This window comes from Methylomonas stagni, from assembly GCF_050154735.1.
In the GTDB taxonomy this organism is placed as follows: domain Bacteria; phylum Pseudomonadota; class Gammaproteobacteria; order Methylococcales; family Methylomonadaceae; genus Methylomonas; species Methylomonas koyamae_A.
Map to the genome: position 1 here is coordinate 2,797,895 of NZ_CP189557.1, position 12,426 is coordinate 2,810,320.

The 12,426-nt window shown below is 58.2% G+C and carries 12 protein-coding genes; 4 read left to right on the top strand and 8 right to left on the bottom strand.

All coding sequences use genetic code 11. The features are described from left to right. Nucleotides 1-11 precede the first annotated feature (11 nt). From ACP4CD_RS12925 to ACP4CD_RS12950, 6 genes are all read right to left on the bottom strand, one after another. Nucleotides 12-1,781 carry a PAS domain S-box protein gene (locus ACP4CD_RS12925; RefSeq protein WP_426991211.1) on the bottom strand — a complete coding sequence of 590 codons (1,770 nt, stop codon included), beginning with the start codon at nucleotides 1,779-1,781 and terminating at the stop codon, nucleotides 12-14. 99 nt (nucleotides 1,782-1,880) lie between these two features. Then, on the bottom strand, nucleotides 1,881-2,051 hold the full coding sequence (locus tag ACP4CD_RS12930) for a hypothetical protein (RefSeq protein ID WP_426991212.1): 171 nt from the start codon (nucleotides 2,049-2,051) through the stop codon (nucleotides 1,881-1,883). An 816-nt stretch (nucleotides 2,052-2,867) separates the two neighbouring features. Beyond that, nucleotides 2,868-3,122: a type II toxin-antitoxin system BrnA family antitoxin gene (gene brnA, locus ACP4CD_RS12935; RefSeq protein ID WP_426991213.1), complete on the bottom strand. Its 255-nt coding sequence runs from the start codon at nucleotides 3,120-3,122 to the stop codon at nucleotides 2,868-2,870. 941 nt (nucleotides 3,123-4,063) lie between these two features. After that, nucleotides 4,064-4,501, bottom strand: a complete 438-nt coding sequence (locus ACP4CD_RS12940; protein WP_426991214.1) for a hypothetical protein — start codon at nucleotides 4,499-4,501, stop codon at nucleotides 4,064-4,066. Continuing rightward, nucleotides 4,494-5,105: a hypothetical protein gene (locus ACP4CD_RS12945; RefSeq protein WP_426991215.1), complete on the bottom strand. Its 612-nt coding sequence runs from the start codon at nucleotides 5,103-5,105 to the stop codon at nucleotides 4,494-4,496. The genes ACP4CD_RS12940 and ACP4CD_RS12945 overlap by 8 nt, the downstream gene beginning before the upstream one ends. Nucleotides 5,106-5,164: 59 nt before the next feature. Beyond that, entirely contained in the window at nucleotides 5,165-5,431 is a 267-nt protein-coding gene (locus ACP4CD_RS12950; RefSeq protein ID WP_426991216.1) for an HNH endonuclease, read from the bottom strand. 117 nt (nucleotides 5,432-5,548) lie between these two features. Between ACP4CD_RS12950 and ACP4CD_RS12955 the strand changes: the two genes are divergently transcribed. Further along, on the top strand, nucleotides 5,549-5,851 hold the full coding sequence (locus tag ACP4CD_RS12955) for a hypothetical protein (protein ID WP_426991217.1): 303 nt from the start codon (nucleotides 5,549-5,551) through the stop codon (nucleotides 5,849-5,851). 555 nt (nucleotides 5,852-6,406) lie between these two features. Continuing rightward, nucleotides 6,407-7,774, top strand: coding sequence for a DNA repair protein RadA (gene radA, locus ACP4CD_RS12960; RefSeq protein WP_168031278.1), 1,368 nt, complete (start codon nucleotides 6,407-6,409; stop codon nucleotides 7,772-7,774). On the opposite strand, the gene ACP4CD_RS12965 is transcribed toward radA, so the two are convergent. Both ACP4CD_RS12965 and ACP4CD_RS12970 read right to left on the bottom strand, forming a co-directional pair. Then, the gene (locus tag ACP4CD_RS12965; protein ID WP_426991218.1) at nucleotides 7,771-8,364 is read right to left on the bottom strand and encodes a hypothetical protein; all 594 of its coding nucleotides are present in this window, start codon (nucleotides 8,362-8,364) and stop codon (nucleotides 7,771-7,773) included. The two genes, radA and ACP4CD_RS12965, sit on opposite strands and share 4 nt — an antisense overlap. Further along, nucleotides 8,364-9,191 (bottom strand): leishmanolysin-related zinc metalloendopeptidase, encoded by an 828-nt coding sequence (locus tag ACP4CD_RS12970; protein WP_168031274.1) that lies wholly within the window; start codon nucleotides 9,189-9,191, stop codon nucleotides 8,364-8,366. Before ACP4CD_RS12970 ends, ACP4CD_RS12965 begins: the two co-directional genes overlap by 1 nt. Nucleotides 9,192-9,462: 271 nt before the next feature. On the opposite strand from ACP4CD_RS12970, the gene ACP4CD_RS12975 reads away from it, so the two are divergent. Then, nucleotides 9,463-10,389: a branched-chain amino acid transaminase gene (locus ACP4CD_RS12975; protein WP_281022319.1), complete on the top strand. Its 927-nt coding sequence runs from the start codon at nucleotides 9,463-9,465 to the stop codon at nucleotides 10,387-10,389. Nucleotides 10,390-10,395: 6 nt separating this feature from the next. Further along, nucleotides 10,396-12,423, top strand: coding sequence for a lipopolysaccharide heptosyltransferase II (waaF, locus tag ACP4CD_RS12980; protein ID WP_426991219.1), 2,028 nt, complete (start codon nucleotides 10,396-10,398; stop codon nucleotides 12,421-12,423). The last annotated feature ends 3 nt before the right edge of the window (nucleotides 12,424-12,426 follow it).

Genomic DNA, 12,426 nt, shown 5'->3' on the forward strand with positions numbered 1-12,426 from the left:
TCGTTATCGGGTTATTGCGGATTTTCCGGAAAACGCAGCGTGAACGCCGTGCCCGCGGTCCGGTTCAAGTCCATCCCGCCGAGCAATTGATGGGTCAAGGTATCCACCAATTGCAAGCCCAGCGAGCCGGTGTTTTTAAAGTCCAGCGCCTCGGGAAGACCGACGCCGTCGTCGGCGATCGTCAGGCAGTATTCGCCCAGCCGCAGGCTGAAAGCGATGCGAACTTGGCCGGCGCGATGGCCGGGAAACGCGTGCTTGAGTGCGTTGGACAGCAATTCGTTGATGATCAGGCCGCAGGGAATCGCGGTATCCACGCCGAGAAATACATTGTCGATGGCCATTTCGATCGCGATGTTGCCCGCATGCGCGCCGTAACCGAATAACAAGTGATCGACCAAACTGCGAATGTATTCGTTGAAATCGATTTTCGCCAAGTCCTTCGATTGGTACAGCTTCTCGTGCAGTAGCGCCATGGCCTTGATCCGGTCGGCGCTTTGCTGGAGCAGATCGGCGGTTTCCGCGTTGGTCACGCTGGCGGCTTGCAGATTGATCAGGCTGGAAACCACCTGCAGGTTGTTCTTGACCCGGTGGTAGACTTCCTTCAACAACACCTCTTTTTCGGTCAGCGCTTGGCGCAAGCGGTCGTGGGCGTTTTTGCGCTCGGTAATATCGACGATGGAGCTGAGGACGATGGTGCCGTTCTCGTCATCGATCAGCCCCAGGCCGATTTCGACCGGAAATTCGCTGCCGTCCTTGCGCAAGCCGAACAAATCCCGGCCCTCGCCCATCGGCCGGGACACCGGATCGGCCAGATAAGCCTGGCGAGCGGCGACGTGTCCGCCGCGAAAGCGTTCCGGAACCAATACCTCGACCGGCTGCCCCAGCAACTCGGTGCGCGAGTAACCGAACGAAGTCTCGGTTTGCGCGTTGACCATCAAAATCGTGCCGGACTCGTTGACCATGACGATGGCATTGGGCGCGGATTCGACCGCCTGCCGAAATCGATGTTCCAGGCGTTTGCGGGCGGTGATATCGACGATGGAACTCAACACCAAGGTTTCGTCATGACTGTCGATCAGGCCCAAGCCGATCTCGACCGGAAATTCGCTGCCATCCTTGCGCCTCCCGTATAAATCGCGGCCGGCGCCCATCGGCCGCGACACCGGATCGGCGAAGTAGGCGCGACGGAAGTCGGCATGGCCGCCGCGAAACCGCTCGGGCACCAACATTTCCACGGCCCGGCCTATCAGTTCGGCGCGGGTGTAACCGAACGACAGCTCGGTCTGGGCGTTGACCATGACGATGCAACCGGATTCGTTAACCATCACGATCGCGTTCGGCGCCGCTTCCACCGCCTGCCGAAACCGGTTCTCCAGGTGTTGGTATTCGGAAATGTTTTCGTGGATGACGATAACCGCGCCCAAGGCCGGCTCGGCGAAGCGCGCGACTCTTCCGGTAAACCACAGTTGGCCGGTGGCGGTACGAAACGCGTACTCCAACGAAAATTCCGGCCGCGAACCGTTCAACACCGCCAAGATGCCGTCGTAAAACGCCTGGCCGCCTCTGTCGTTGGTCAGGCCGGCGGCGAGCAGGTCCGGATAGTGTTGGCCGAGTCGCAGAGCCGGCTTGGCGTTGGCGTGCGCTTGGTCGAACGCCAGCCAAGCTTCGCTGACGTGCACGACCTTGCCGTCGGCATCCAATACGCAATATTGTTTGGCCAGTGCCGCCAACACGGCCGCTTGGAAAGGCGCGGCATTTTCCGGATGCGGCGTGGTCGACATCCCGGCCCCCTCTGATTGGTTGTAAGAGTCCCTAATCATAGATCATCGGTCTGATTCGAACACCTTAAATCCGCCGCGCTTGAAATCCGCTGATAATTCTTAGTTGTCAGCGTTGTTCAAAACCGCCATGCCCGCCGGGAAGCGAGCATCCTGTGCCATGGAAGGTAGGCTTAAATCCGGCTGCTGAGTCTGGATTCGCTCCGCTAGTTCATATTTGTCAGCGTTGTTCAAAACCGTCATGTCCGTCGGGAAGCGGGCATCCAGTGCCATGGATGGTAGGCTTAAACCCGTCCGTGGCGTCAGACCTCACCCACCGACGTTCACAGCAAATTCAGGCCATCGCCCGGCCGGTACGCGCCGGCCGGCAAATTTTAGATATTAAAACGCCCCGACCGCATGGCCTCAGGCTTTTTTCAGCCTGCCGCCGGCTTCGCTCGCGTTTCCAACGGCCGCGGCCGCGTTTTAAAAGACGCCGACCGCGCATAAAAATCACCGGAAGGCACGCTCCAACGCTTCGAACGTACCGCCGCGACATCCGAACGTACCTTCGACACTCTCGGCCGTCCGCTCGGCGGTTACGAAGGTGCGGTCGAATCTCGATGGAACGCGGTCGGGACGATAGTCTGTACGGTGGAATGAGTTTTACGTGCGGTCGGCGGAAATGGCGGCGCGGACGCCGCGAGTTTTGGGCGGATATTCGGCGCCGCAAGGGCGAACTCTCCCGGCGGATACACGGCCAAAACCCGTTGGCCTCCGTATGCGCTGTTAAGCGCCGGGCAGCCCGCCGATGTCGGAAGATCAATCGCTTGTTATCGAGCGAGAATCCGTCGAAATCGAACCGCCTCGCTTCGGAGGGTGTCGTAAAAGTCGAAACAGAACCCTCTCCTCGCGGGAGAGGGCAGGGTGAGGGGGATAAAACAATGCCTTACCTAAAAAACGGATTCGATAGCCGCCTGACGGCTCATAAGGCGAAAACCAGGGATCGTTTCAGGAGCGAAAGTTCGCGGTTGCCGGTCCATTGAACGCCGACATGTTGGGTTACGCTGCGCTAACCCAACCTACGCACTCTTGGGTCCAACGTTGCATTCAGCGGCTTGTACGCTGTAACGCCTTGTTAGCGGCCAGTTGTTCAAGGCGCTCCGCCAACCAGACTTTTATGATGGATTGGCGTGTTACCCCGACGCGGCTGGCTTCTTTGTCCAAAGATTCAAGCATCCAGGCAGGAAAATCAACATTAACCCTTTTTTGATCCTGCATAACTCTTTTGGCCTTGGATAAATCCAAGGCTTCCAGGATGTCTTCCCCGTTATCAAATTTTTGGTCAAGCTCTTTAGCTTTCATATAAATCCACCTCTTCTCGCCGCGATCGACGCACGGAAATAATTCTAATGTTTCCATCCCGATAGGTAATCACACCAGACCAACGCTTTCCAGCAATCGTGCCGATGATCAAAGATACGCTTTGCGAACCCTACCGGGCTATTCCAGCCGACGTGTTGGGTTACGCTTCGCTAACCCAACCTACACGCTCCTCATTCGATGGAATCGCTAGTATGTTTCGCTTTACTGGCTAGGCTCCGCTATATGCGGCACGGAAAACTTCTCTACCCGGCACGCCAACTCGATTGCTCGTTCACTGTATGGTGCCTCATCAGCGATCACGGAGTAGATGAGATACATGGAACCAAAAGGTAGGGAGAGGAATCTCGCGACTTCTGCCCGCGCACTACTGCACGCTCCCAAGCGTTCTGTTCCTCATCCAGAGCGGCGCGGTTTCGCGGCGACAGCAACTTCCGCAAAGATGCGAGGTTCGCGTCTATTTCTTGCTTCCATTCGAATATGAATGCTCGAATGAATTGCGCATCTGCACTGCACCCGCACGGTAGATGTTGAGCGGATTGAAGACACGACCACCATTTATGGATGACGTACGGCGATTGTGTATCGTCGATCAAAACTTTCGCCGCACGTTTGTTTCTTACTTCGCAAGCGCCTGCAACGCTTCCAACAGGTGGCCTAGGACATGATGAATATTTAGAAAACTCCGACGCATCTCCTGTAGCAACGGCGCCTGATGTGGCGGCAAGAACCGAAAGGATCAGTCCAACCTTGATTTTCAAGATACCCTCCATGCATAGCCTAACGTAGAGTTAACCGGCACGCGCAGGCAGGCGGCCATGCCCGCGCGGAGTATCATGGACAAAGGCGTAGCGCGGGCATGGGCGGCTGCCGTAGGGCGTCCGGTTGAACGACATGTAGGCCTCACCCATCACCCCGACCGTTCACCCTTCGGACGACGTGGTGGATTCTGGTCGAGGCCCTGCTCGCTGCACAACTACAGCATTGATCATCTGGGTGAGGCAGGTGAGCAAGGCTCCTAGAGAAATTTTCGCCATGTCGTACAGGAGTCGCGCAGAGTTCGCCAATCGGTCAGCCTTTTCCTTCTCGAACTGGATAAGAGAAGCCCTATCTTCGGGTTTGATGAGCATGTCGCGGACCACTTCCTTCTCTTCCCCTGTCTTCTTGTCAATTGTCTTCTCAGACGTTGGGAACAGAGACCGAATCTGCTCCGTCGACACCTGCCCGGCAAACGTATCTAGAAGCAATCCACCGCCAAAGAACGAAAACGTCAGTATGAAGAGTAGTACGAACGGCCAGGGCGCCCTCGATCCCCAGGCACGGCTGGAAACGACTTCCTTAGACTGGACTTCGTCATTCATGTTTGCTCCCTCCGGTAGCGAGAAGTTGTGGCCCTGCGGCTGTGACACCGAATGCACCAGATAAGCCGACGGGTCCGCCGGAGGCGGACCCGTCGGCTTGAGCGCCTTGTTGGACGGCATAGCGCTGCCACCCCGGAACTCTTGCAGCTATCTCATAGCCGGTGCAGCCCGAATCTGCGAAGAGCTTTACTCTGACGACAAATCCTTGTTGGCCTTCCTGATTGCTGATCGGAACAATGCCCATTGCATGGCGCGGCTTTTTAGCCTCGATCTGCAGCTGGTAATCCGACGAGCCTATCCAAGTGCTTGCGTCATCTGCCTCTCCCCTAATCAGCCGGAGCAATGGGGTTTCCTCTCGGGGGAACAGCCCCATCGTTGCAACAAGATATCCGTACGCAATTTTTGCGAGCAACTGGGCAAGCTGCGAGGCCTCTACAGTTCCGCCGAACTGTAGCCCGGAGGCGTCATGATCTTTTACGAATTCCTCTACGTTCTTCCCAAAGTGCAACGTCTCGGTGCCGACGAGATTCACGCCGCGTGTAGGCGGCTTGCCGTTCAGTACTGCGGCTGGAGAAAACGTTGGCAGAGTAAGAAACGCAGGCATCTCCGAAACGCCCACTTCCTTCTCGACAACAGAGTCATCCGCCGCAAGGAGTTTTGCTGTCAGCTTCGTCGGCCTGTCTCTTTTCCGTCGCGAGGGAAGTTTCCGACGACACGCGCGTCAAACATGAAGCCCCTCAGAACCTTCCTCTCGATTCTGGATGTAATGGCTGCGCAACGTTCGCAGCTGGATTGAGGAAGAACGAGTGTCCCAGACATGGCGTACGGGATGATGTGCTCATCGCTGAGCTTCTCTTTGGCGCCGCAATACATGCACTCGCCGAGAGGCGGATAGCTGTATGTCTGAGTTGCCTCGATGAACTGTGTCATGACGTCCAACAAAGAATTAGATAGTTTCCGTATATCTACCGAAAAATGATCTTTGGCACGATAATTTATTGATCTGCATGTGATCTTCCTTTCTGTATATCATCCGGCGTAGAAATAATGACCGGTAACGGCCAGACTGTTGCCATTGAATCAGATCGAGCCATAGTCCGCAACGGCTCGATAGAAACAGATTTAAAAAGCCCGGCCATTAATTCTACTTTGTCAGATTTAAGCAACGCCGTCATTCCCGCCGGGATGCGGGCATCCGCTTCGATCCGTCCGTGGGGTCCGGATTTCGGCTATCCCTGCCGAAATGACGAGCACTACCGAGAATCTGACAAGGCAGAATTAATCACTCGTAAGCTCTGGTTCAGAGCCAATCGCTGCAGCGCCAAATCTGCGGTCAAGCTGGTGCGTTAAAGATAGGCAGCAGAAGATGGGATAAACCGGAAAGTTTCGCTATGCAACTCAGTCTAAGGCTCATAATATTGAACGAAATTTTGCGCCAACGAATCAGGAGCCGCCATGAGTATTGCCGTCACCGACATAGTGCCGTTTTCCGAGGCCCGGACCCAGTTATCCGCTTTGGCGAGCGAGGCGCAAACCGGTAAGGAAAAAATGGCGAAGCCGCGGCGGCGTTGATCGGCGCGGAACGCTTGGATCGTTACCATCGCCTGGAACGGGCGCATATCCACTTATTGTTATTGCATGAAATCGAACGCGGATTGGCCGATGTAGCGGCGGGGTGCCACCAGGATGCCTGCGAAGCCTTGAAGCAAATCAAACACGCTCGGGCAAATTCGGCATCCGTTTGAACCGCTCTGTAGGTTTTGCCGATCACTTTCTCGCCAATTTGCAAGACATCAACCACAAATTGTACCGGCCGACGCCGTGTATTTGCTCGCCATCAAACACCACCACCAACTCAGCGATGACTTGGCTGGCTTGTGGCTAAATCGTTAAACCTTTATCGCTATGGCTAAAAAAACCAAATCCGCTTACGTCTGCACCGAGTGCGGCGCCGATTATCCGGGATGGTCCGGGCAATGTAACCAGTGCGGGGCGTGGAACAGCATCAAGGAAGTTCAACTGGGTGGCGGCAAGACCGCCCGCGATAAATCCGGTTACGCCGGGGCGCGCAGCGAGGTGCGTTTGCTGTCCGAGGTCAATTTGGCCCAGGCCGAGCGGATTTCCAGCGGCCTGGCCGAGTTCGACCGGGTGCTGGGCGGCGGCATCGTCACCGGTAGCGTGGTGTTGATCGGCGGCGCGCCGGGGGCCGGCAAGAGTACCATTCTGTTGCAGGCCATCGCCCATATCGCCCGGCATTTGCCGGTGTTGTACGTGTCCGGCGAGGAGTCCTTGCAGCAGATCGCCGAGCGCGCCCATCGCCTGCAATTGAACACGGCCGGCATCAAGATGCTGGCCGAAACCTCGGTACAGCAGATTTGCCAAGTCTTGGACGAGGAACAGCCCAAGGTGGTCATCATCGATTCGATTCAGGTGATGTACACCGCCGATTCGGATTCGGCGCCGGGCTCGGTGTCGCAGGTGCGCGAATCCGCCAGCTATCTGACCCAATACGCCAAGCGCAGCGGTGTGTCGTTTTTCATGGTCGGCCACGTGACCAAGGACCAATCGCTGGCCGGGCCGATGACCTTGAGCCATATCGTCGATGCCCAGGTGGTGTTGTCGTCCACCGACGATTCGCGCTTTAGAGTATTGCGCGCCGACAAGAACCGTTTCGGCAGCGTCGGCGAACTGGGTTTTTTCGCGATGGAAAGCAGCGGTTTGAAGGAAGTGAAAAATCCGTCGGCGATGTTTTTGTCGCGCGCGGAAAAGCCCTCGCCGGGCAGCGTGGTGACGGTATTGTGGGAAGGCACCCGGCCGTTGCTGGTGGAAATTCAGGCCTTGGTCACCGAAAGCCAGTACGGCAATCCGCGCCGCTTGGCGGTAGGTTTGGATCAAAACCGGCTGGCGATGCTGTTGGCGGTGCTGTCGCGCCACGGCGGCATCTTCACCGGCAACGACGAGATATACGCCAACGTGGTCGGCGGCATCAAGGTCAGCGAAACCAGCACCGATTTGGCGATTCTGGTCGGGGTGGTGTCCAGCTTACGAGATCGGATCATTCCCTACGACACGGTGTTTTTCGGCGAGGTGGGCTTGAACGGCGAGATCCGCCCGGTCGCCAACGGCCATGCTCGGCTCAACGAGGCGGCCAAGCACGGCTTCAAGAAGGCGATTATTCCGAAGAGTAACAAACCCAAGGACCCGATCAAGAATCTGGAGATACACGCGGTCAGCAACATTCAGGAAGCGCTGGCGGTATTGGCCGAGCTTTAACGCAGACTGTCCAGCACGTCGCGCAAGCGGTTTTGGATCGCCCGCAACCGCTGTAACTCGGCGATCTCCGGAAATTGGCTGGCGCCGGCATCGACGGCATAAAATTCGACGCTGTGCCGGTGTTCCGGTAACGCCAGCTCGATGCGCGTGGTTGGCGCGTCGGCGATATTGAATAAACGCCCGTCGGCGGCCCGTAAAGCCCGCATCCCTTCGGCGATCGCGGCGGCGGCAAGATCGGGCAAGCGCTGGTCGGCCAGCAGATACGTCAACAAGGCTTGCAGTTCGGCCGGCGTCAGTTGGCGGCTGCGATCCGCGCCGTCGCCGAACCAGGCGGCGGACCCGGTCAAGCGGCCGCCGGCCGTCAACGTCAGTAACGGCGAGTCGGCCGGCCGGGACTGCATTCCGCCGGCCATATCGAAACGCAGTATCACCGCGTCGGCGTCGGCCGGCAACGCATAGCCGCCAGCCCCGGCCGGCCCCGACAACGCCAGACCCAATACCAGCCAGACCCGCGCCGGAAACGCCCGCCACCATCGGCGGGCCGAGCAGCCGGATGCGCGCCGATGCCGACCGCTACCCGCGCCCGCCATCAAGCCGACCGGCGTCGGCCGGGCAATCCGACGAATCCCAGCAGCGCGCCCGCGAACATCCATAGCGAAGCCGGCAGCGGCACCGGCGCGACCACGGAATAACCCAGGTCGCGGAACGACTGTATCGTGGTATTACTCAAAAAGGCAGGCGCATTCAGCCAGCCGGTCATCAGTTCGTAACGCATGTCGTGGCCTTCGGTATCGACGATGCCGGTATTGGCGGCACCTTTGTCGACCTCGTTCCAATGGCCGTCGGCGGTGCCGCTGCCGCCGCCCTGTTCTACCGGCACGTAAGTCGCGCCGGCTTGACCGAATTCGCTACGGTAGGCCGCCACCCCATATTCGCCGGTGTATTGGCCGCTGCCGCTGGTGTATAAGCCATTGGCTTCCCACAAGGTACCAAAGCCCAGCACGTGAGCCATTTCGTGCTCGATCACCGATAAGAACGTGCCGTTGCTGATCATGTTGGCGATGTCGGCGGTATCGAATTTCATGTCGCCGAGCCGGGTAAGCGAGTAGCCGCCGGTGTTGTAACGACTGGTTTGCCAGGTCTGGGTAGGTCCGGCCGAGCCGAGGGTTCCGCCGCTACCGTCGATGGCCGCCGCCGAGGCGCTGATCGTAACGCCGTTGATGCGTTGATCAGTTACCGCGCTATCGTAGCCGGTGATAATGGATTCCCAAAATCCGGCGGCGTCTTGGAAATAGCTTTCCTGTTCGCTGGTCAAGCCGCTAAAGTTCAAATTGATCTGAAACGATGCGGCGTCGGCCTGACCGACCGCCAGCATCAAACCGGCGGCAACTCCGGCCCATTTCCTTTCACTGCACATGCTTCCTCCTGATGGTTAAAGTCGATCGCAAACGCCGCCCCCTTGAATATCCGCTACGGAGCGACCGTGGATGAATTTTAACCGGCAAGGCGCGTAAAACCATGCCTGGAAAGGTAAATTTTGGTAAACGCGGCGCTGAAAAGTAGCCCGGTTGGCGAAAACCGTCCGGCGTGCCCGACCAGTGCCGCGATTGCCGGGTTTATAGTACAATTTGCGCCCGATTCTCGCCGTAGCGGCGCGCTAACACTCAACAACACAGCAGGTTCAGACGATGACAACGATGGATGACAGAGACGGTTGGATATGGCTAGACGGCCAATGGGTCGCTTGGCGCGATGCGAAAGTGCACGTGCTGACTCATACCCTGCATTACGGCTGCGGCGTGTTCGAAGGTTTGCGCGCCTATAAAACCGACGCCGGCACCGCGATCTTCAAGCTGGCCGAGCATACCGACCGTCTGTATCGTTCCGCGCATATCATGAACATGAAAATGCCGTATTCGAAAGACGAGATCAATCAGGCCCACAAGGACGCGGTCGCCAAGAACAACCTGGACAGCGCTTATATCCGCAGCATGGTGTTCTTCGGCTCCGAAGGCATGGGCTTGCGCGCCGACAATCTGAAAGTCCACGTGATGATCGCTGCCTGGACTTGGGGCGCGTATCTGGGCGCGGAAAACATGGAAAAAGGCATCCGCATCCGCACCTCGTCCTATACCCGCAATCACGTCAACAGCACAATGTGCAAGGCCAAGGCCAACGGCAACTACATCAACTCGATTTTGGCGTTGCAAGAAGCCTTGTCCACCGGTTACGACGAAGCCTTGTTGCTGGACCATGAAGGTTTCTGCGCGGAAGGCAGCGGCGAGAACTTGTTCATCGTCCGCAACGGCAAGCTGTACACCCCCGAAACCACCTCGGCTTTGGAAGGTATCACCCGCGACACCTTGATCACGATCGCTCGCGAGCAAGGCTACGAAGTCATCGAAAAACGCATTACCCGCGACGAAGTTTACGTGGCCGACGAAGCCTTCTTTACCGGCTCCGCCGCAGAAGTGACGCCGATCCGCCAGTACGACAACCGCGACATCGGTTCCGGCAGCCGGGGACCTGTCACCGAAAAACTGCAAGCCTTGTACTTCGATTACGTTCACGGCCGCCGCGCCGACCGCAAGGAGTGGTTGAGCTTGGTGTCCTAAGCCGACGTGCCTTCCCCGCATCGCATCCTGGTCGTCGGCCCGTCCTGGGTCGGCGACATGGTGATGGCGCAAAGCCTGTTCATCGCCCTCCAGCAACAACACCCCGAGTGTCACATCGACGTCCTGGCGCCGGCCTGGTCGCTGCCTCTGTTGGCGCGGATGCCGGAAGTGCGCGACGGCATCGCGATGCCGTTGGGGCACGGCGAGTTCGGGCTGAGCGCGCGTTTTAGACTGGGCCGGTCAATTCGCGGGCGTTATGACCGGGCCATCGTCCTGCCTAACTCGTGGAAGTCAGCTTTTATACCGTTTTTCGCCGGTATTCCCCAACGCACCGGCTATCTCGGCGAACTGCGCTGGGGCTTGCTGAACGACGCTCGCCGGCTGTATAAACGCCGCTTGAAGATGACGGTGCAACGCTTCGTCGCGCTGGGCCTGCCGGCCGACGCCGAACAACCGCCGGCCTATGCGTTTCCGAAATTGGCGATAACCGCCGAACAACGACAGCGAGTCGCAGACCAGTTTGAGGTGGCGACCGACACTAACATCTTGGCGCTCTGCCCCGGTGCCGAATACGGTCCGGCCAAACGCTGGCCGGCCGAGCATTTCGCCGCCGTCGCCAAGGCCAAACACGCGGAGGGTTGGCAGGTATGGCTGTTCGGATCGGATAAGGACCGCGAAGTGGCTAACGCCATCAACGATCTGACAGGCAGGGTTTGCCGCAATTTCGCCGGTGCAACCGCGCTGGCCGAAGCGGTCGATTTACTGTCGCTGGCCGATGCGGTCGTCAGCAACGACTCGGGCTTGATGCACGTCGCCGCCGCCCTGGACAAGCCGGTCGTCGCGCTGTACGGCTCGTCCGATCCGGGATTCACGCCGCCTTTACACCCCAACGCACGAATTCTGACCCTGGGCCTGGACTGCTCGCCGTGTTTCCAGCGTGACTGCCCACTCGGTCACACCCGCTGTCTGGCCGACATCGCGCCGGAACGGGTATTGGCGCTACTCGCCCCTGAGCGGATGAAAATCGCCATCGTCAAACTGTCCGCTCTGGGCGACATCGTCCATTCGATGGTCGCGCTGCAATTTATCAAGGAAGCGCTACCGGATAGCGAAATCGACTGGATCGTCGAGGCAGGCTTTGCCGGCATCGTCGAGCACAATCCCCACGTCAACCGAGTCCTGACCGTCAATCTGAAAGCGCTGAAATCGAACAAAGCCGCGATTTTTAGCGAAATTGCCAAGGTGCGCGGCTATGCCGCCACGAATTACGATCTGGTCATCGACGCCCAAGGCTTGATTAAATCGGCGCTGGTCGCGCGCCTGTTGTCGGCCAATTGCGTCGGATTCGACCGCGATTCGATCCGAGAGAAATTCGCGGCCTGGTTTTATCGGGAAACCGTGGCGTTTCCCTACGATGCCAACACGATAGACCGCAACGTCGCGGTGCTGACCCAACCGCTGGGTCTGGACATCGGCCCCGAGCGGATTTTAGCCAAACAACCCTTTCTGTACTTCACGCCGCCGACCGCCGAGTTGAACGAGTACTTCGCACCGGACCAAGCCAACGTCATTTTGGTGATCGGCTCGACCTGGGCCAGCCGCAATTATCCGCTGGAGCAGTACCTGCGGGTCATTTTCGGCCTGGAAGCCAATATGCTGATTTGCTGGGGAAGCCAGCAAGAACACTGGATGGCGCAATGGCTGGCCGAACGCAGTCTGGCGCGGCCGCTGCCGAAACTGAATTTTAACGACCTAAAGGCCGCGATTGCCCGCTGCGACCTGTTGATCGGCAACGACACCGGACCGACCCACATGGCCTGGGGTTTGAACCGGCCATCGATTACGCTGTTCGGACCGACGCCGGTCAGCCGGGTTTACCAAACGGCCATCAACAAGGTGTTGAAGTCGCCGTCCGTCGTCGACCCCTTCAAACTGAACAAGCTGGATTTCTCGATCAATCAAATCAAGGCCGACAGTGTCGTGGAGTTGGCGAGAAGCTTGCTGCCGGCCCGCGCTAAAAGCCAACCGGGCTAAGTT

Bases quoted from the DNA above. Each gene is read 5' to 3' on its own strand.
- ACP4CD_RS12940 (WP_426991214.1), bottom strand. From the start codon at position 4,501: ATGAATGACGAAGTCCAGTCTAAGGAAGTCGTTTCCAGCCGTGCCTGG.
- ACP4CD_RS12950 (WP_426991216.1), bottom strand. From the start codon at position 5,431: ATGACACAGTTCATCGAGGCAACTCAGACATACAGCTATCCGCCTCTC.
- brnA (WP_426991213.1), bottom strand. From the start codon at position 3,122: ATGAAAGCTAAAGAGCTTGACCAAAAATTTGATAACGGGGAAGACATC.
- ACP4CD_RS12955 (WP_426991217.1), top strand. From the start codon at position 5,549: ATGACCGGTAACGGCCAGACTGTTGCCATTGAATCAGATCGAGCCATA.
- ACP4CD_RS12945 (WP_426991215.1), bottom strand. From the start codon at position 5,105: ATGCCTGCGTTTCTTACTCTGCCAACGTTTTCTCCAGCCGCAGTACTG.
- ACP4CD_RS12925 (WP_426991211.1), bottom strand. From the start codon at position 1,781: ATGTCGACCACGCCGCATCCGGAAAATGCCGCGCCTTTCCAAGCGGCC.
- ACP4CD_RS12930 (WP_426991212.1), bottom strand. From the start codon at position 2,051: ATGGCACTGGATGCCCGCTTCCCGACGGACATGACGGTTTTGAACAAC.
- ACP4CD_RS12965 (WP_426991218.1), bottom strand. From the start codon at position 8,364: ATGGCGGGCGCGGGTAGCGGTCGGCATCGGCGCGCATCCGGCTGCTCG.
- ACP4CD_RS12970 (WP_168031274.1), bottom strand. From the start codon at position 9,191: ATGTGCAGTGAAAGGAAATGGGCCGGAGTTGCCGCCGGTTTGATGCTG.
- ACP4CD_RS12975 (WP_281022319.1), top strand. From the start codon at position 9,463: ATGACAACGATGGATGACAGAGACGGTTGGATATGGCTAGACGGCCAA.
- radA (WP_168031278.1), top strand. From the start codon at position 6,407: ATGGCTAAAAAAACCAAATCCGCTTACGTCTGCACCGAGTGCGGCGCC.